17 protein-coding genes and 4 pseudogenes are annotated in these 17634 nt (G+C 69.3%); 12 read left to right on the forward strand and 9 right to left on the reverse strand.

What is annotated here, in order from left to right:
* Positions 1-1316 precede the first annotated feature (1316 nt).
* The gene (locus tag ABZ851_RS31895; protein WP_361134990.1) at positions 1317-2330 is read right to left on the reverse strand and encodes an NADP-dependent oxidoreductase; all 1014 of its coding nucleotides are present in this window, start codon (positions 2328-2330) and stop codon (positions 1317-1319) included.
* Between the two features lie 114 nt (positions 2331-2444).
* On the opposite strand from ABZ851_RS31895, the gene ABZ851_RS31900 reads away from it, so the two are divergent.
* From ABZ851_RS31900 to ABZ851_RS31910, 3 genes are all read left to right on the forward strand, one after another.
* Positions 2445-3047, forward strand: a complete 603-nt coding sequence (locus tag ABZ851_RS31900; protein ID WP_361134993.1) for a helix-turn-helix domain-containing protein — start codon at positions 2445-2447, stop codon at positions 3045-3047.
* Positions 3048-3524: 477 nt separating this feature from the next.
* Positions 3525-3875 (forward strand): hypothetical protein, encoded by a 351-nt coding sequence (locus tag ABZ851_RS31905; protein WP_361134996.1) that lies wholly within the window; start codon positions 3525-3527, stop codon positions 3873-3875.
* Between the two features lie 430 nt (positions 3876-4305).
* The gene (locus tag ABZ851_RS31910) at positions 4306-5424 is read left to right on the forward strand and encodes a hypothetical protein (RefSeq protein WP_361134998.1); all 1119 of its coding nucleotides are present in this window, start codon (positions 4306-4308) and stop codon (positions 5422-5424) included.
* Positions 5425-5509: 85 nt separating this feature from the next.
* On the opposite strand, the pseudogene ABZ851_RS31915 reads toward ABZ851_RS31910, so the two are convergent.
* The 3 genes and pseudogenes from ABZ851_RS31915 to ABZ851_RS31925 form a co-directional block, all read right to left on the reverse strand.
* A pseudogene (locus ABZ851_RS31915) lies at positions 5510-5623 on the reverse strand (plasmid stabilization protein); the annotation flags it as partial.
* Positions 5624-5670: 47 nt separating this feature from the next.
* A complete protein-coding gene (locus ABZ851_RS31920; RefSeq protein ID WP_361135001.1) occupies positions 5671-6228 on the reverse strand; it encodes a hemerythrin domain-containing protein in 558 nt (185 codons plus the stop codon).
* A 306-nt stretch (positions 6229-6534) separates the two neighbouring features.
* A complete protein-coding gene (locus ABZ851_RS31925) occupies positions 6535-7095 on the reverse strand; it encodes a hemerythrin domain-containing protein (protein WP_361135004.1) in 561 nt (186 codons plus the stop codon).
* A 635-nt stretch (positions 7096-7730) separates the two neighbouring features.
* Here ABZ851_RS31925 and ABZ851_RS31930 point away from each other — a divergent pair.
* The gene (locus ABZ851_RS31930; RefSeq protein WP_361135007.1) at positions 7731-8918 is read left to right on the forward strand and encodes a polyprenyl synthetase family protein; all 1188 of its coding nucleotides are present in this window, start codon (positions 7731-7733) and stop codon (positions 8916-8918) included.
* Positions 8919-9192: 274 nt separating this feature from the next.
* On the opposite strand, the gene ABZ851_RS31935 is transcribed toward ABZ851_RS31930, so the two are convergent.
* The 3 genes from ABZ851_RS31935 to ABZ851_RS31945 all read right to left on the reverse strand — a co-directional run bounded on the left by ABZ851_RS31935 (position 9193) and on the right by ABZ851_RS31945 (position 10054).
* Positions 9193-9429 (reverse strand): hypothetical protein, encoded by a 237-nt coding sequence (locus ABZ851_RS31935; protein ID WP_336053331.1) that lies wholly within the window; start codon positions 9427-9429, stop codon positions 9193-9195.
* Positions 9430-9595: 166 nt separating this feature from the next.
* Positions 9596-9748 (reverse strand): hypothetical protein, encoded by a 153-nt coding sequence (locus tag ABZ851_RS31940; protein ID WP_361135010.1) that lies wholly within the window; start codon positions 9746-9748, stop codon positions 9596-9598.
* 144 nt (positions 9749-9892) lie between these two features.
* Positions 9893-10054 carry a hypothetical protein gene (locus ABZ851_RS31945; RefSeq protein WP_361135013.1) on the reverse strand — a complete coding sequence of 54 codons (162 nt, stop codon included), beginning with the start codon at positions 10052-10054 and terminating at the stop codon, positions 9893-9895.
* 336 nt (positions 10055-10390) lie between these two features.
* Between ABZ851_RS31945 and ABZ851_RS31950 the strand changes: the two are divergent.
* The 4 genes and pseudogenes from ABZ851_RS31950 to ABZ851_RS31965 form a co-directional block, all read left to right on the forward strand.
* Positions 10391-10707: pseudogene (locus ABZ851_RS31950) on the forward strand (LLM class F420-dependent oxidoreductase); the annotation flags it as partial.
* Between the two features lie 31 nt (positions 10708-10738).
* Entirely contained in the window at positions 10739-11236 is a 498-nt protein-coding gene (locus ABZ851_RS31955) for a DUF6328 family protein (RefSeq protein WP_361135016.1), read from the forward strand.
* Between the two features lie 6 nt (positions 11237-11242).
* A pseudogene (locus tag ABZ851_RS31960) lies at positions 11243-11338 on the forward strand (cysteine hydrolase); the annotation flags it as partial.
* A 503-nt stretch (positions 11339-11841) separates the two neighbouring features.
* Positions 11842-12507 carry an HAD family hydrolase gene (locus ABZ851_RS31965; RefSeq protein ID WP_361135019.1) on the forward strand — a complete coding sequence of 222 codons (666 nt, stop codon included), beginning with the start codon at positions 11842-11844 and terminating at the stop codon, positions 12505-12507.
* Between the two features lie 96 nt (positions 12508-12603).
* On the opposite strand, the gene ABZ851_RS31970 is transcribed toward ABZ851_RS31965, so the two are convergent.
* On the reverse strand, positions 12604-13242 hold the full coding sequence (locus tag ABZ851_RS31970) for an endonuclease (RefSeq protein ID WP_361135022.1): 639 nt from the start codon (positions 13240-13242) through the stop codon (positions 12604-12606).
* A gap of 634 nt (positions 13243-13876) precedes the next feature.
* Between ABZ851_RS31970 and ABZ851_RS31975 the strand changes: the two are divergent.
* The 3 genes and pseudogenes from ABZ851_RS31975 to ABZ851_RS31985 form a co-directional block, all read left to right on the forward strand.
* Positions 13877-14277, forward strand: a pseudogene (locus ABZ851_RS31975) (short-chain dehydrogenase); the annotation flags it as partial.
* A 328-nt stretch (positions 14278-14605) separates the two neighbouring features.
* Positions 14606-14902, forward strand: coding sequence for a hypothetical protein (locus ABZ851_RS31980; protein WP_361135025.1), 297 nt, complete (start codon positions 14606-14608; stop codon positions 14900-14902).
* A 10-nt stretch (positions 14903-14912) separates the two neighbouring features.
* Entirely contained in the window at positions 14913-16208 is a 1296-nt protein-coding gene (locus ABZ851_RS31985; protein ID WP_361135028.1) for a hypothetical protein, read from the forward strand.
* A 351-nt stretch (positions 16209-16559) separates the two neighbouring features.
* Here ABZ851_RS31985 and ABZ851_RS31990 read toward each other — a convergent pair whose 3' ends face one another.
* Complete coding sequence (locus ABZ851_RS31990) at positions 16560-16766, reverse strand: hypothetical protein (protein ID WP_361135031.1); 207 nt, start codon at positions 16764-16766, stop codon at positions 16560-16562.
* 312 nt (positions 16767-17078) lie between these two features.
* Here ABZ851_RS31990 and ABZ851_RS31995 point away from each other — a divergent pair, with 312 nt between their 5' ends.
* Positions 17079-17609, forward strand: a complete 531-nt coding sequence (locus tag ABZ851_RS31995; protein WP_361135105.1) for a hypothetical protein — start codon at positions 17079-17081, stop codon at positions 17607-17609.
* Positions 17610-17634 lie beyond the last annotated feature (25 nt).

The raw sequence follows: 17634 nt of genomic DNA on the forward strand, positions 1-17634 counted from the left end.
TCCACGAGCTGCGCGCTCACCGCCTCGCCGACGCCGAGTGGTGGGGTGCCACCGCTGCCCTCGCGCAGCCTGGGCAGCGGCAGACGCGACCCGGGTACGGGCGGGTACACGGGCGCCGCTGCTTTTCATCGCCGCCCACCGCCACAGTCACGGCTCCGGCAATCTTGTCGTCCTTGCCCTGGCCTGGGGCTTGCCGGCCTTTGCAGGCACCGTCGCCATGGACTTCCTCGGTCAGCAGTTGCGGCCGGGGACGCCGTCGGCGGTCGGCAATCCGGCCGATGCCCCGGCGGCCTCCTATGGCCTGTCCGATGGGGCATGGCCCACTGCCGTCTGCACATGCCGGCGGAACTGCTCCGGCGTCACGATCCCTGGCGATGGGTGCCCGGACGGGTAAAACACCCCCTGGCAGGTACAGCAGAAGCGCGCCTCGGCGGTGAGTGCGGTCGCACGGGCAACTCCGTCCCGGGCCCGCCGTGCATCCCTGGCCTCGCTACGGACGATGGCAATCGTGGCCACCACGATGAGCACCGCGACGACGACGCCAACGGCCGTGAGCCACGGCAGGTCCCGTTCGTCGGCAAAATACTTCCCGGCGAGTCCAGCCACCAAGGCGAGCACGAGGCCCTCGACGACGTGCATGCAGCCATTATCGCTGCCCTTCGATGCCGGCGTGATGTTGGTCGTCAGGTCCTCGCGCCGCTCCCCTCTGTCGGTACGTGCCTCGGCCACTGGCACGTTCCCCCGCGTCTGGCATCCGGGACACGCCACCGGGCCGTTCGCCTTTTCGTTCCTCATGCCCCCATGATCACGCTTCACGAAGTGACCACGTCAACTGGGGTCTTCGTTGGACTGCGGCTTGCTGACCGTTTCACCATGAGCAGCCGGCGCCGGCTGATGCCTCCGAGCAACCCACCGCTTGGCTGGGGGCGCGTCGGCATAGCGGCCCAGGCAGGAGATCCACGGGCCGTCATGGACCGAGCAGTCTCCCGTGCCGGCTGCCGGGAAGTCGCTCAACCGCAGCACGGCCGCCACTTCGAGGGACGGAAGCCGGTGCCAGCGCACATCCTGGCCGCCCTCGTCGACGCTCACCTCCCCGGTGCCCGACGGGCTCGTGGACAGGACGACACGATTGGGGCGGACACGGCGGCCGGCAGCGGCCGTCGTTCGCTTTCCGAGGGCGATATGGCCACAGATCAGGGAGGCCTGACAGGGCGTCGGTGCCGCTCCGCCGCCGCCAAGCCCCCACCAGCCACTGCACACAACACGGACACAGCCCGTAGAACTGCCCAACCATCAGCACACACACCGTTGCAGGACTAAGCGACCGTGAGCACGATCTTGCCCTGGATGTGCCCTTGGGCGGCGCGCCTGTGCGCTGTTCGGGCGTCCGCGAGCGCGAACGTGCTGTCAATCGCGACGCGGACCATGCCCGCGTCGAGCAGGTGCCCAAGTTCGGCGAGTTGAGCGCCGTTTGCGCGAACCTGCGTGCCGGTGACGGTGACACCCAGTTTCGCGTTCTCCTCGTCATCGAACTCCCCGAAGTACACCGGGTAAAGGGCACCGCCGCGCTTGAGGGTGGGCAGGAAGCGCCGGCTGGCGGGGCCTCCGACGGCGTCCAGGACGAGGTCGATGTCGCGAACGATGTCCTCGGGGCGCTCCTTGGTGTAGTCGATGAACTCGTCGGCGCCGAGGTCGCGCAGGAACGTCTCGTGGGCGCCGGAGGCCACGGCGATGACGCGGGCCCCCTTCCACTTGGCCAGTTGTAGGGCAAGGTGGCCCACACCGCCGCCCGCGCCGTTGATGAGCACTGTGGTGTCGCTGCTCAACGCCGTGGGGCGGTGCTTGGCCTCCTGGAAAGGGGAGGGTTGATCATGCCCGACCTCGATCAAGTATTGCCATGCCGTCAGCCCCGACATGGGCAGTCCGGCGGCGTGCGCGTGGTCGACAGTGGCCGGCTTGAGGGCGAGGTCGGATGCGGGTGCGGTGACGTACTCGGCGTACGCACCGCTCTGCATCAGAACGGGGAAGCGCAGCAGGCCGACCACCTCATCCCCGGCCGTGAAGCCATGGACATCGGCGGCGACGGCTTCCACGACACCCGAGATGTCGGTCCCCGGAATCAGGGGCAGGTCGAAGGGGGGCCTGAACTCGGGAGGAATGCCAGGCATGCCCTCGCGTACGTACCAGTCAGGCGGGTTGAGACCGACCGCGTGCACGCGGACGAGCACCTCACCCGGCGCCGGCTCGGGAACCGCCACCTCCTCGTAGCGCAGCACGTCGGGGCCGCCGAACTCGTGCAGCCGGACGGCCTTCATCGTGTGGTTCGGCATCGTTTCTCCCCTGCCCGCAGCGCGGGTTACGCTTATCCGGATCAGCGACCCACTTAAGTGGACCAGTGATCCGAATATATGGATCACTGAACCGTTCAGTCAAGCGAGGAACCGATGCGGGCCGACGCCAAGAGGAACCGCGACCACCTGCTCGCCGTGGCGGGTACGACCATCACCGAGCAAGGCATTGACGTGTCGATGCGCGACATTGCACGCAGGGCCGATGTCGGGCTCGCGACGCTACTGCGGCACTTCCCCACGCGCGAGGCACTGCTGGAGGCTCTGCTCCACACGAGCTTCGACGAGCTGACAGCCAAAGCGACTGAGCTTGAGGCGTCGGATGCAGTCGAAGGCGCTCTCGTCTCATGGGTCCGCGACTGTGTTGCGTGGACAACCGAGTACCGAGGGGTGACCGTGCTGATGGCTGCCGCTATCGAGGACCCCGAATCCGCACTACACGCTTCGTGCACCACGCTGCGCGCAGCCGGTGCCCGGCTCCTCGCCCGGGCTCAGGCCGCGGGTGTGGCGCGGAGCGATATCGATGGCGACGACTTGTTCGCGCTCATTTCGATGCTCGCGTGGACCGGCGACCAACCCGCGCTTGCACCCCGCGCCAATCACCTCTTCGACATCGTGGCAAGCGCCATTCTGACGAGCGCAGGCGGCAGCCAGGGCAGGGCGTGTACGACGAACGGTGACAATGCCGATCACCGGTAGACCGGCCCGGAGCGCCACGCGCGCAGGTCCGCCGATCCGCGAGGCAGCCTCCCCGAGCCGGCCGCAGGCGCCCACCGGCCAGCACTGCAACGGTCTTTGACCTGATGGCTCGGCAGTTTCCGGCGGTGCTCGACCACGTTGCTCGTGGTGGCTGACGCGGGCTTGGTGCCTGCCGGCCCACCACTTCCTGGGACCTGTTGATCGGCGCCGCCGTAGGCGGCAGCAGCAGGCTCCTCGACCCTGCTTTCGGCTGGCTGAAGAACCGCCCCTTCGCACCACCCATCACCGTCTCGCCCCACAGCGACCGCCTGAGTGGCTATGCGTACCGCGGCCCGCGAGAGGATGAAGATGCCGGCCAAGGGCTAAGGGCGCCAGGCAACAATCCCGACGTTCCCGCTTGGCAGCACGTCGTCCAGGACAACGACTCTCCGTGGATCTCGCTGAGCCGTGCCCCGACGATCGCCTGGAAGTACAGCGGTGAGCGCCAGAACGGATTCAAACAGGAAACATCACAAGAAAGGTGCAGACGTGGCGTCGCGGTCATGGGAGCTGAAGAGTGGGGACACCACCCTCGGCACCCTCTCCCTTATCGACATCGACCAGCCCTGGTTCAGGTGCCACTTCACCCCAGGCGAGGGGTGGGAACAAGTGAGGGAGCTCTTCGAAGCGCAAGCCGAGGCCGTCGACGGCGGAGACCAGGGACGGATGATCGAGGCTATCGGCGCCATCCGCGACCTTCCCCTTCAGCTCCATTCGCAAGATGGCGACGAAACCATCGCCCTCGTCATGATTCAGATCCGCGGAGACAAGGCCGGCTTCCGTTACTGAACACCGCGGGTGCCTTGCGTTGAGCGGGCGAGCCGTCCGCATCATCGCTGAGTGGTGGACGCATACACGCCGAGAAGGCACAGAGCCCGCTCGCCACGTCCACCCCCGGCGGTCGCCTCCACAGCGGACTACGTCGACGTGAGGTATCCCTCGGGAGGGCCACCGATCTTCCAGCAAGCGCAGAAAGCTCAGGCCGGAAGCCCTTCGGTCTGGGCTTGTCTGGGCTTTCTTGAGCCCTGCCGATTTCCGGTCGGCGGGCCGGTCAGCGGCTGCATCCCTTCGCGCTCGCCGAGCTCATCGTTTTACCGGGAAAGCGCCGTCTTCGGCGCGATTGAGCCATTCCGCGTGGAACATCCCCGTCCACCGGTGCCGGCAGTCGATGATGAGCGGCCGGCGGGGCCGAACCCGTCGCGACGAAGGGGGCTCCTCCATGAGACCAGGCAGTAGCAGAGCCATGGCCGCCACGGCACTCACCCTGGGAGCGCTGCTGACCACAGCACTTCCCGCGGCCGCTGCGGAAGACCCTGGCCCGGCCTCCCGCTGCACGCCTGCCATTCATGTCCTCGACCGGCTGCCGGGCGCCGGCGCCGGGTCCTGGGGCAGCGAGAGTGTCAACGACTTCGGCGCCGGCGGCTTGTCCGTCGGCCGGTCCGCGGGGCTGCCCGCCTACTGGACGGGAAGCACCGTGCACCGCGTCCCGCTCCCGTCCGGATACGACAGCGGCTCCGTCGCCGCCGTCAACCACCGCGGCCTCATGGTGGGCAGCCTCCAGGGCCCGGTGGGTGCCGCCGCCTTCAGCTACCGGGCCGGTGCCCCGGCGGTACGGATCCTCCCCGGCGGCACCTATGCCGCCGACGTCAACGACCTCGGGACCGTCGCGGGTGGCAACGACAGTTCGGACACCGCCTACCTCTGGCACGGCGCCACCCTCACCCGGACCCTCACCATCACACCCGGGCACACCCGCGTCCGCGTAAGCGGTATCAACTCCCGGGGAACGGTGATCGGTTCCTCCTGGTACTGGGACGGCGTGAGCGACGTGAGCGGCAGCGTCGGGCTGGTCTGGCCCGGTGGCACCACAGGCCCGGGACGCGATCTCAAGCCCGTCGAGATCAACACCGACACGGACTGGCATCCGTCCGCCATCGACAACCACGGACGCGTCGTCGGCGAACGCACATCCAGCCACCAGGACCTGGCCGCCGAGACCTACTGGGACGCCCCGTACACCAAGGACGGTGTCCAGATACCGGGGCTCCCTGCTCACGAGGGCAAGGGCTGGCTCAACGACATCAGCCCCAGCAGCGGCGTGGCCGTTGGCACCGCGATGTTCCCGTACGGCATCCCGCCGATCACCCCCATCGACCAGGCCCAGATCTGGCCGGGCTCCGGCCCGCTTCGAGCTCTCCCCAGCCTCGCCCCCGGCGGTCCGGCGGGCGCCGAGGCCGTCAACGACGATGCCAGGGCGGGAGGTTGGGCCTACGACGGCGACCCATACGACGGCGCAGGCACCCCGCACCCCGTGATCTGGACATGCGCCCTGGGTTAAGTGCGCTCTCGCCACTCCTGGTGGACCAGTACCGGCGTCAAATGCCTCACGGCCCGCGCCGCCGCCGCAGATCGGGTTCTGGGGTTCAGCGGCCGACGGCGCGTCGTAGCTGCTCCTTGTTCATGTGGGAGCAGCCCTCGATGTTCTTCTTGGCCTCTTCGTAGAGCTGGTCGCGGGTCGGGCCGCCCGGTCCCTCGTGGCGGCCGGCATGGACGGGGAACTCTACGTCGCGCTGCCGGTGGTGGATCACCGGCCGCGGCCGCTGACGTAGTCACGCACCCGGTCCACCAGGCCCAGCCCGGGCGCCAGCAGCTTGTTGGCCGGCGGTGTGCTCGGCGCACCGGGATGGGGGCGGGTGGGAGCACTCTTCTTCGCCTGGCGGACCTTGTTGCCCAGCTCCTCCAGGACGTAGGGGTGCACGCCGTCGCGCAGACGGGTGAAGAGGTTGTTCTCTTCGTCGTCGACGTGGGCGGTGACCTCGGTGCGCAGCTTCACCACCAGCCGGTCGAAGTCGAGATCGTCGGCGTCGCGCTGCTGGAGTTCGTTGAGGAGCTGTTCGACGCGGGCGTGATCGGCCAGTTCCTTGTCCGCCAGCGCTTCGCCGCCTTCCAAGTGCTCGCGCACCGCGGGGTAGAGGTACTGCTCCTCGGCGACGGAGTGCCGCACCAGCTCGATCGTCAGCGCATCCACCAGCCGCTTGCGGTCCTCGCCTCCGGGGGGAGCGTCTTGGAACTGCTCGAAGAGTTCCTCGACCTCACGGTGGTCGGTGGTCAGCTCCGCAATCACATCGCCGCCATGCCCCACGGCACACCGCCTCTCGCGTCGGCAGCCGGCCGCTCCGGCTGACGTCGGAACACCGGTTCCCGGTCCGGCGAACCACCACACCGATGCGTGCGGAATTGCCCCGCTTGCCGAGCGCTGGGCGTGGCACCCGTACCTTCGGCCCCGGAGACGGGAGGATCACGGCGGGTGCGGTGCGTGCTGTGCCCATCGTCCCGGCCGTTCTCTCACCGGCCGGCGGCCCTGTGTCCGCCTCCCGGTTCAGGGCGGCTGGCGGCACAGGGCCGACGACAACGGCCGACGCGGCACACGGCCAGTGGCCCCCTGCGCTCAGGTATGGCGGCGGCTGGTGAGGTGGTCACGCACCCGGTCCACCAGCCCCAGGCCCGGCGCGAGCGCCTTGCCGGCCGGCGGTTCATCCGGGGCAGCGGGGTGGGGGCGGATGGGGGCGGTCTTCTTCGAGCGGCGGATCTTGTCGCCCAGCTCCTGCAGAACGTCGGCGTCGACGTTGCTGCGCATCTGGAGGTACAGGTCGTTCTCCTCGTCATCGACGTGCGCCGTCACCTCGGTGCGCAGCCTGCGCACCAGGTGTTCGAAGTCCTCGTCCAGGGCCTGGCGCTGCTGGAGTGCGTTGAGCAGGTGCTCGATGCGGGCGTGGTCGGCGAGTTCCTTGTCCGCCAGGGCGTGGCCGCCGTCGAGGTACTTGCGCACCGCGGGGTAGAGGTAGTGCTCCTGGGCGACGGAGTGCCGCACCAGCTCGATCGTCAGAGCGTCCACGAGCCGCTTGCGTTCCTCGCTGCCCGGGGGCGCCTGGTCGAACCGCGCGAAGTACTCCTCGACCTCACGGTGATCAGCGGTCAGCTCTGCGATCACATCGCCGTCATGCTCCACAGCGCGCCGCCTCTCCTCCGTCAGCCGGATCCTCCGGCTGACGCACCACCAGTTCCCGGACTTCACGCGCGCGACACGGGCGTGCCCGGATTTGCCCCAACCGCCTGACAGGCGGGCGTGGCGCCCCCATCCTGCGGGCCGGAAGCCGGATCATCAGGGTGGGTGCGATCCGTTCCGTATCCGTTGTCCCGGCCCCCCTCACTGGCTGGCGGCCCTGTGTCCCACTCCCCTCTCCCCCGGGGCACCCCGCGGCACAGGGCCGACAACGCCCCACCCAACGCCTCCTCGAACCCGAGTAACAAGCCCCGTCCACAGAGCTGGCGCAGCGCGGTGCGGTGTGCTGTCCGGCGCCCCGCGTGCCGGAGAGTGCTCACCGTGATCGACTGAGTGAACTGTGGTGCGTTGCTGGTCGATCGTTGGCGAGAGTGCTCTCGCGGAGAGGAGGGGGAATGCACGAGACGGAGACGGGGGCGGGGAGTCCCGCCCGCTTTGAGCATCTGCCGGCTTCTCCCCGGGGCCATCAGCAGCCGGGCCCTTCGGACTCCGCTCGCGCCCGGGGGCCGAGAAGCCACCGTCCGGCGGCGTGGCGGGGAGCAGCATCCGTTGACCGGGACGTGCCGGCTGCCGTCGGCTCCGTGCTCGCTGACGTCCTGCGCGAGAGAACGCGTTCGGCCCGTGGTCTGGACGGGGTCTTCGGGTGTGACGTCGCCGAGCGCGTCGCGCGGTTCACGCTCGACGGCGGCAAACGGATGCGGTCGCAGTTCCTGTGGTGGGCCATGCGTGCCTGCGGGGGAGGCCAAGACCCTGAGCAGGCCCACGGCGCGCTGCGTATCGCTGCCGCACTCGAACTCCTCCAGACCTGCGCGCTCGTGCACGACGACTTGTTGGATGCCTCGCGGCTGCGCCGCGGCAGACCTACCCTGCAGGCTGACATCGCCACCCAGTACGCCGCGGCCCGTCGGCCGGGAGCGGGCGAGGCGCTGGGCGTCGCTGCTGCCCTGCTCGGCGGCGACCTCGCGCTGGCCTGGGCGGACGACACCCTCGCCGAGCTCGAACTGCCGGCGCGGACCGGCCGCCGCATCCGGGAGACGTGGGCCGCCATGCGGACCGAGATGGCCGCAGGCCAATACCTCGACCTCCACGCTCAGGCCACCGGGTCGGCATCCTTGTCCGACGCGATCCGTATTGCCCGCCTCAAGAGCGCCTTGTATTCGGTGGAGCGGCCCCTTGCGCTCGGCGCCGCCCTGGCCGGCGCCGACGAAACCTCCACCCGGGCGCTGCGGGCGGCCGGCCGGAGTGCCGGAATCGCCTTCCAACTCCGCGACGACCTCCACGGCGCCTTCGGTGACCCCGGCCGTACGGGAAAGCCCTCGGGCGACGACATCCGGCAGGGCAAGCTCACCTCTCTCGTCGCCGTGGCCCGGGCGCGCGCCGCGGCCAACGGCGACGCGGCCTCCCTGGCTGTCCTGGACGATTGTGTCGGCAGCCCCAGCCTGAGCCCCGAAGACCTCACCGCGGTACGGCACGCGCTCGTCGTCACCGGTGCCCGAGCGGCAGTCGAGACGAAGATCGTCCGGCTCGTCCAGCACAGCACGCACCACCTGGACTCGGCCGATCTGGAACCCCTCGCCCGCCGCAGGCTCCACGCCCTGGTGTGCGCGGTGGCCGGCGCACCCGCGACCGCCGCAGGCTCCTCTGCCCCGCGGGCGACGGCCACTGCGGGTCGAACATCACCACCGCCGGGGTCCCACCGGCACCAAGGGGCGCTCGCGCCGGCCGACCGGCACCCGGGACGCCGAGGCACACCGAAGCCACGGTCCTGACCTGCAGCGCACTCCGGGTGACGCACCGCTCCACGAACTGCGCTCGCTGGCCGCAGCTCAGTGCGACGAGGAGCACCAGCGCGCCGACAGCCAGTGTCCGCCGCAATCGCAGCGGACTCCGTGCGGTCACTGACTCCGTACCGGTGCGCCGTGGCTTCACGGCTGCGTCCTCGGAGCAGCACACCCCCCGGGCTTGCGTCGCGCCCGCGGGGATAAACTACTGCTCGTGGGCGGCACGCGCGAACATCGACCGCGGGGACGAGACCGTGGTCATTTATGCGTTGTCGGTGAGCGCGGTGTGGCCCTTGGCGCGGGCGCAATGGGCGCAGCAGTAGAACTTTCCGTCGGTCTGGTGGCCGTGACCCAGGATGCGGCAGCCACAGTGGTCGCAAAGGGGAGCGAGCTTGTGCGCCGCGCATTCGAGGCTGTCGAAGGTGTAGGCGGCGCCGCCGACCACGCGGACCTCAAAGGCCATCGCGTAGTCGTTGCCGCAGACATCGCAGGCTGCCATCTGCTCTCCTCGTGGGCGTGCGTGATCAGCTCCGGCCGGAGCGGTCTCCCCATGACCTCACGGGTTCCGCGACCCCGCGTCTTGCGGAGGGGCAAATGGCGTAGTCCCCGCTGTCAGCGCGGCGGGAGGAGATCCGCAAGACCGCCGCGGCTCGGGCCGCCTGATTTCAGTCCCACACGTCCGGCCCGCCGCCCTGGAAGTCGATCAGCGTTTCGTCATCGAGGCCGATGAGTTCGTCGTCGATGCCGGCCTGCCGCAGAAGCCGCTGGAGATCAGCGCGGCTGTAGGCCACACCCAGCGCCGCGCCGCCGAGGAGCACCGGGCGTCCTCCGCCTGCTGGCAGGCGGACAGATACAGAGCGGACAGATACAGAGAGGAGGATGCTTCCCATGGCCCCAGCCCGACCCCGGAGGCCGACTGCCACAGCCGCGACGGCGAGACGCCACCGTCCGACGGCACGCGGTCAGATGGCTTCGGTGCCCCAGACGTGGGGGCCGCCTCCGCGCCATTTGATAGCCGGGTCGTTCAGCCGTACTTCCTCAGGGTCCAGGCCGGCCCGGCGCAGGAACTCCAGCAGATCCACCACTCCGTAAGCGACACCGAGGTCCACTTCAGCGACGCGCACGCAACGGCCCCCAGAGGGATTTGGCGGATGCACGACGATGAGGGGCAGGGGCTCGGGCATGTTCTCAGCCTGCCCAAACGCAGCTGCGGGCGCTCTCCGTGGAAGCCAGTCAGGCGATGCGGTCCACACTCGGCCGGCCCCCGCGGCGGTGTGGACGTGATCGCGCTAGCCGGCGCATCCGGGCCGGTCCTTGGCGGCGCAGCGCGCAGCCGAGAGTACCCCGGGAGCCGGTCGAGGGCCACGGCCTCCTCCGGCAGTGCCGGCCCCGGTCCCCGGGTCCGGGGCCGGGGCGTGGGCGGGCATGGCCCGCATGTGGTGCGTCGACCGCGGAGTAGGCCCATCGATGTCTCGGGGTCCGGCCCCGCCGCCACAGAACTGGCCGGCCGGGTCGGCGACGGCTTTGTCAGCAGCTCCCCGGTGAACCGCCACAGGTTCTCCCCACTCCCCTGCACTTCGAGCAGGGGATGCAACTCGTCGCTCTGGACCGTGTCGCGGACAACGTTCCGTGCGTGAACGAGGTGGAAACGCACCTCAGCGCGATCAACGCCTACGCGGATGCGGGATTCGATGCCGTGCACATCAGCCAGATCGGCCCTGACCAGCGCGGCTTCTTCGACTTCTACCGTACGCAGGTGCTCCGGCAGTTGCCCCAACAGCTGGCTCGCGTAAATCCCGGGAGGGCATATGGAATCGGCAGGCGGACAGCAGATACCCGAGGGGCGCCACGAGTCGGTGGAGGAGCGGGACGACCGACGGTGGAACGAATTGCTGCAGGAAGTCCGCGTCATTCAGACCGGCGTGCCAATCCTCTTCGGGTTCCTGCTCACCGTCGTCTTTACGCCTCGCTTCACCACGCTCAGCCAGACGGACAAGACCATTTACGTGGTCACGGTCGTCCTGGGAGCAGCCACCACCGGCGCGCTCATCGGCCCCGTCACCCTGCACCGACTGGTCACCGGACGCAGGATCAAACCTGAGACGGTCCTCTGGGCCTCATGGATGGCCATCGCAGGAGCCTTGCTGCTGCTGGCCACCGTCGCCTCGGTGCTGCTCCTCATTCTGCGCGTCGCGATGCACAACAGCGCCGCCCCCTGGGTCGTCGTGGCGCTCGTTGCCTGGTTCCTGCTTTGTTGGTTCGGCCCGCCCACCTGGGCCCGCTGTCGAAACGCACGCCAGATGTGACCCCACGCACATATTCGCCACATCGGCCTCACCGTCGTCGAGGACGCTTGCGCGCATATCCACCGCGATCCCGCGGGAGCCGCCCTGCGCATGATGGAACGCAAATGTGCAGGCCCGCATCGTCGGCTCAACCGCCAAGGAAATCTTCTGAACCGGAACGATGATTCGGCTTCGCCATCGGCACAGGATTCGTCTGTGCTCCCGTCCCACCGTCTGCGCTACTCGCGTACTTCGCTCAGCCACAGTTGTTGGTATGCGATCACCGCCGATCAGTTGTGCCATGGAGACAGGGGCCCTGAAGCGTCGGGAATGGAGGAAGCCCGGTCCATGGCACGTCCGGCGTGGAATGGGAAAGCTGGCCTTCGGGCTGGTCACGCTGCCGACGCGGGACCCACACCCATGGCCAGCAACGCTCTCCGCGTGATGCCGACGGTTGCTTCCCCCTATGCCGGGCATCCGCCCCTGGACGGATTAGCGGACGTCCTCAGGGCACGTATGGACAGGCGACGACATCGTGTCCCGGCGACGCGACCGGCGGTACCACCACGATCGATCTCGCGCTCGGCCGGGAGCAGCCTCTCGGCGCCCCGAAGGAGGCGGGCTTCATGCACGCGGACCGGAGAGCTGCCCTGTTCGATATGGACGGGACCCTCGTCGACAGTACCTATCTGCACGCCGTCACCTGGTGGGAGGCTTTCCGCCAGGCTGGTCACCGGGTGCCGATGGCTGCCATCCACCGCACCGTCGGGATGGGAGCCGACCACCTCATCGGCCATCTGCTCGGGCCCGGCCGGGACCACGACCGCGATGCTGCGGTCAGCGCGGCGCACAAGGCGCTCTTCGCCGAGTACTGGACCAGGCTGGCACCCCTGGAAGGCGCCGCCGACCTCCTGAGGGCCTGCGCCGGACGCGGCTGGGAGGTGGTGCTCGCCAGCTCTGCGGGCGGAGCGGAGCTGAGCGCCATGCGGACCGCGCTGGACGCCGAGGACGCGCTCACCGCGGTCACCGGCGCGGACGACGTGGAGTCCAGCAAACCCGCCCCTGACCTCGTGGAACAGGCACTCGCGGAGGTCGGCACCGAGCCCGGTCGAGCGGTGTTCGTGGGAGACACGGTCTGGGACATGAAGGCCGGAGCCCGCGCCGGGGTGCCGTGCATCGGAGTTCTCAGCGGCGGCTACTGCCGCCACGAGCTACTGGAGGCGGGAGCGCAGCAGGTCTACGAAGGGCCGGGAGAACTACTGAGCCAACTGGACTCGTCGCTGCTCAGGTGACATAGGACCGGCGTCGGTGACATAAGACGGGCGTCGGTGGCATGGGACCGGCGTCGGGTCACGGCGTTCCTTTGAAGGCCCGGCCTGGCCCGGCCGTCAGGATGTTGCCGCGGAGCGCACCTGCTCGGCCTTCCGTTTGTCGAGGGCGACTCGGACCAGCGCCGCGGCGAGTTGTGGCAGGTCGGCGTCGTCCACGAGGGACGCCAGTTTCTTGGCGGAGGTGGGGAGTCCGAGGCGCTGCGCCCCGTCCAGCACCTTGCGGTCGAGGCGAGGGGCGAGCTCCGGCCACACGGCCTGTGCCTCCCGGAGGAAGATGTCCGCCCCGGTGGGGCCGATGCCGGGGATGTCCCGCAGCAGCTTCTTCGGGTCCGTACTCTCGCGCAGCCGGCGCAGGTCGCCCTTGTACCGGTCCAGCAGAAGTGCGGCTCCGTCGCCGAGTTGGGTGGCGGTCCGCTCGTCGTAGCGGCGGTAGCCGCCCTCGCCGAGCGCGTCGACGCGCTGCTGCCAGGTGGCCTCCGACATCCGTCGGGCATCGCGCATCCCGGCGGAGAACAGTGCGCGGGCGGCTTCGACCGCGATGTCCGCCCGGATACGGGCAGACAGCAGCAAGGAGAGCACGAGGAGCTGGTACAGCGGTGCCGGGGTGTTCCGCAGCCTGATCCCCGCCTGGGCGGCGTAGGTCCGGCCGTGCTGGTCGAGCAGCGCCCGCACCATGGCTTCATCCTGCTTGCTCATGACGCACTCACCACTTCCCGGGCAGCTCCCAGCGCGGAACACGTATCAGTCCATGCCGTTTCGAGCGACCGCGGCAGCTCCGCGATCACCCTTCTTCCAGCGTCCCCCCGCCGCCCACAGCTTGCAAACCGATCCTCAACGGCCCGGGACGGGTCTGCCCGCCCACCACGCGCGCCAGCCCCGCCCTGCAGCGGCCCGGGCGTGAGCCCCAGCCGCACAACGCGCAACACGGCGGTGAGGCCCTCCAGGACCACTACTGCCTCCGGCCCCCGACACCTAGCAACTATCGGGGACGTGCCGGCCGGCAAGTCGAGGCGGGCCCTGGCTCGGCCTCCGCGCTCCTCCGCGCCAGCGGGCAGTCGACAGTCGGCAGTCGACAGTCGGCAGTCGGCAGTCGGCAGTCGGCAGTCGGCAGTCGGGCGATGGACGCGGTGCACCCGGGTGAAGAGCACCGGCGCCGCCCCCGCAGCTGTGCCGTGATCTCCCTCAACACTGGGCCACCCGGCCGCCGCCCCACGCATCCCACCCCCGCCAACCCGTGCCGCCCGCTAGCCGAAGGAAGCTGCCAGCTCACGCCCCGGACAGTCGTCATCACGGGAGCCAGCGTCGGCATCGGCGTGCGACCGCCCGCCTCTCAGCCCTGCGCACAGAACTCCTCCACGAGGGCAGCGGCGTCAACGTCACCCTGGTGAAGTTGCCGGCCGTCAACACCCCTCAGTTTTCCTGGCTGTGGTACCGCCTGCCCCGCCACCCGCAGCCGGTGCCGCCCATCTACCAGCCGGAAGTCGCCGCCCGCGCCATCGTCCACGCAGCCGACCACCCCCGGCGCGAGCAATATTCCGTCGGCGCGTCCACCTTCGCGACCGTCCTGGCAAACAAGCCGGGCCCCGCACTCCTGGACCAATTCCTCGCCGCACCGGCTTCGACGCCCACCAGACCAAAGACCCGGCTCCCCCGGACCGAACCGCCAACCTCTGGGAGCCCACCGACGGCAGGAGCGGGCACGACTACGGTGCGCACGGCGACGTCGATGACCACGCAGCAACTCACTCGCAACGTAACCGCACTGACCCGCCACCTGCTCCGACGGCCGCCGTGCGAATACGGTGCGCTGGTGCTGTGCCGGGTGATGCTTCGCAGGTCGTTCGGGAACGACGAGGGGCGCGCCCATCAGGCCATGGACGAGGACGTCGTTGGAGGTCGGCCGATGCCGTCTGCGAGGTCACCGATTGCTTGCGATGAACAATCGCTTTGGCCAACTCGCCCTGCAGCAGAGGGAGTTCTACGACATGATGGCGCCACGGGGAAGCAGTGACGCTGCCGAGCACCGTTTCTCATCGAACAGTTTGAGTGTGGAGGGACCGTGGATCGTTTCGTTGAGGCGGTGCGCAGGCATCGCAGACCCGCCATCCTGATCGCGGCCGGCCTCGTGATTCTGCTGCTACACGGGGTGATGTTCACAACGGTGGACACGGGCCTCGGCAACATTGACTTGTCTGCGCCGCCAGGAGAGTGGGAGCAGCACCAGGTCGACGAGGGCGGCTTCACCCGGCTGATGGCCGCGAGCAGCGTGTTTCCGCCCATCGGGCAGGCACTGCTGATCGCGGGGCTCCTCGGCTGGATCCTCGAGGCGCAACGCGACAGGCGAGACCGGGACTGAGGCCGCCCCGGTGGAGATGTTCCTCGGCGTCCTTGGCGCTGTCGTCGGTATCCTGGGGCTGGTCCTCGCCTTCCTCAGCCACCGGCGTCACCAGCGGACCCGGATCGGCTACAGACTCGTCGCGGACAGCCATCTGGGCCAGAACATCAACGGCATCGAAAACCTGGGTATCCACTACGACGGTCGCGTCCTCAACCAGCCGCGGTTGATGGTCCTGGAGATCATCAACGCGGGCAACGTGCCCGTCAGGCACGAGGACTACCAAGACGATCTGAAGGCCAAGTTCCCGGGTGGCGTCGAGATCGTCTGGAGTAGCGTGCACGGGACGCCGTCGTCGGTGACCGCGGACGTGCGGGTGGCCGCGGACACGGTGGAGCTCGGACGCCCGTTGCTCAATGCTCAGGACGTGTTGACGCTACAGGTCCTGGTCAACGGTGACGTAACAGGCGTGGAGATCACAGGCCGTGCCGCGGGTTTCAGTGAGGTGGAGAGGCTCGCGGGGCCGAGCACCGGAGTACGGCGCGGGCTGCTGGGATCGCCCTCTTCCATCGCGCTCGTTACGCTCATGTCGATCGCGCTGATTGCCACAGCCTGGCTGGTGTACAAGCTCTGGCCGGCGACAGGTGAGAAGAACGAGGTCCAGAAGTTCACGGTCGACGTGGGCGACATGATCGCGAAGGGCAGGCCCGGCAAGGGCGCCGGCGAACTCGTCACGGGGAGCACTGCCGACGAGTACACCTTCTCCGCGCAGAAGGGGCTGCGCCTGTACGTGCAGCAGTTGGAGTGCGACGACACGTTCGGGCCCGCTCTATCGCTGCGCCATGCCAACGGGGAGAGGGTTCCGAACTTCTCCAGCGAGTCGACAGCCGGCTGCGCTTCGGCCAAGCCGGTGGAGCTGGAGAAGCCCGGGCACTACACCCTGCGCGTCGCCCAGGGAGCCCTGTCGTCACTGCCGCAGACGTATTCCTTCAAACTCTGGGACGCGCCCGTCGGCAAGCGGAACATCGGCCTCAACAATGAGATCAAGGGGAGTATCGAGCAGCCGGGCGGCCGGGACGAGTTCACGATCGATGCTGAGGCCGGGGACCGTATCGCCTTCGACCTCAAGCCCGACAAGGGACTGCAGCCGAAATGGAGTCTGCGGAGCCCGGACGGCAGGGAGATCGGCAAGGGCGACCGCTTCCTCTACGCCGACCCAATCGACCTGAATGCCGAGGAAAGCGGCAAGTACAAGCTTGTCATCGAGTCGGAGCAGGACACCACGGGCGACTACTTCCTGCTCCCGCGCCGCAAGAAGAACTCCTAGGCGCTGGTGGGCCGCCGGGTGTCCCCCACACGGCCCGCCGCTAGTCCAGCTTCTGCGGTGCCTGGGGGGTGCCATACAGGCCCGCTCGACGTTCAAGGCGCCGCGCCGGCGTGCGTCGGCGGAACCTCGGAGCCGATCCGATGGTGAAGCGCGCGGCTGGGTCCACGGACGCAGTGCCAAACCAATCACCCATGCAGCCGCAACCGCATTGTGGCCTGGCCCGCGTCCGGGAGCGGCTGGAGACCAAGGGCAGCCACGAGCCATCCGTCGAGGAGCTCACCTACCGCTCCGGGCATATCCGAGACAGGAACGCCTCCCCCAGTCGACTCCGGTGTGTCCTTGTCCGTGGGGTCACGGCGGACGGACGGCAGCCGCGCCCGCTTTCTTGTCGAGCCGGGCGGCCGCCCGGTGCCGGCTCAGCTCCACGTTCTCATCACTCATCGGGCGTCCCGCGCCCCGTACGGTCAGCAGCGCGGCCGCATCTGCGCGGCAGCGCTCGGAGGCACCGGCCTTCCGCCCCACCACCTTGGCCCGGGCCGCCCGGCGCCCACCGACCACGAGATCAGCATCTCCCGCACGCGCATCTCCCGCCCGATCGCCGCAGACCGCGAGAGGCTCCCGGCCGAGGACCGCGGGCGGACGGGGACCGTCGGCCTCCGCCGGCGACCGCGTGCTGCTGAAGGGCTCCGTCGACCCCAGACCCTAAAAGAGCGAAAGGGCATATCGAAGCATTCTGCGTGAGCTGCGTCATTTCGTCCGATGGTCCGCGCGTCTAGGCTTCCGGGCGCCCGGGGTAAGGCCCCCACTGCACAGCGCGACGGTCCGCGACCCGCGGTGACCCTGTGGCGCAAGAGAAAGGACGCCATGTCGTTGTCCGCCGATATCTCACCGGTCATAGCATCCACCGCGCAGTGGCTGCTGCGCTCCTACCCCACCACGGGCGGTGCCCTCGACGTGGCCCTCGCAGAGGCCCAGGCCCACCAGGCAACCACGGCCGCTGCATGGCTGCGCTACCCCACGGCGGCGGACGCCGCAGCAGTCGCTTTCGTCGGCCCCGGCGGCTCGGGCCGGCTGGACTGGATCACCGGCGTCGACGCGTCCGGCCCGGAGGCGTTCGAGGAGCCTTGGCGCACCTGGGTCGACGAGGTCGTGGCGAGCTGGGCTGCGTGCCTGCTCACCACGCCGGAACTCGCCGACGAGGCGGTGGCCGCCCTCACCTGCGGTGAGCATGCCGCCGGGGTGAGTCTCGACTTCCGCCGGCTGACCCGGCCCGACGACCGTGATCGCCGGGCGGCGACGCTGCTGCGCCACCCCGACCTCCTCGGCCCTGTCGCCGACCTCCACCGCCCCGCGCTCGTGCGCCACCTGCAAGGCGACGAACTCGACGCCGAGCGCGTCTAGAGCTGCGACTGGCCGATGCGATCCC

This window comes from Streptomyces sp. NPDC047049, assembly GCF_040643995.1.
Lineage (GTDB): Bacteria > Actinomycetota > Actinomycetes > Streptomycetales > Streptomycetaceae > Streptomyces > Streptomyces mooreae.

Excerpts from the sequence above, each read along its gene's own strand:
- ABZ851_RS31895 (WP_361134990.1), bottom strand. The coding sequence starts at position 2,330 with ATGCCGAACCACACGATGAAGGCCGTCCGGCTGCACGAGTTCGGCGGC.
- ABZ851_RS31900 (WP_361134993.1), top strand. The coding sequence starts at position 2,445 with ATGCGGGCCGACGCCAAGAGGAACCGCGACCACCTGCTCGCCGTGGCG.
- ABZ851_RS31965 (WP_361135019.1), top strand. The coding sequence starts at position 11,842 with ATGCACGCGGACCGGAGAGCTGCCCTGTTCGATATGGACGGGACCCTC.
- ABZ851_RS31970 (WP_361135022.1), bottom strand. The coding sequence starts at position 13,242 with ATGAGCAAGCAGGATGAAGCCATGGTGCGGGCGCTGCTCGACCAGCAC.
- ABZ851_RS31935 (WP_336053331.1), bottom strand. The coding sequence starts at position 9,429 with ATGGCAGCCTGCGATGTCTGCGGCAACGACTACGCGATGGCCTTTGAG.
- ABZ851_RS31955 (WP_361135016.1), top strand. The coding sequence starts at position 10,739 with ATGGAATCGGCAGGCGGACAGCAGATACCCGAGGGGCGCCACGAGTCG.
- ABZ851_RS31910 (WP_361134998.1), top strand. The coding sequence starts at position 4,306 with ATGAGACCAGGCAGTAGCAGAGCCATGGCCGCCACGGCACTCACCCTG.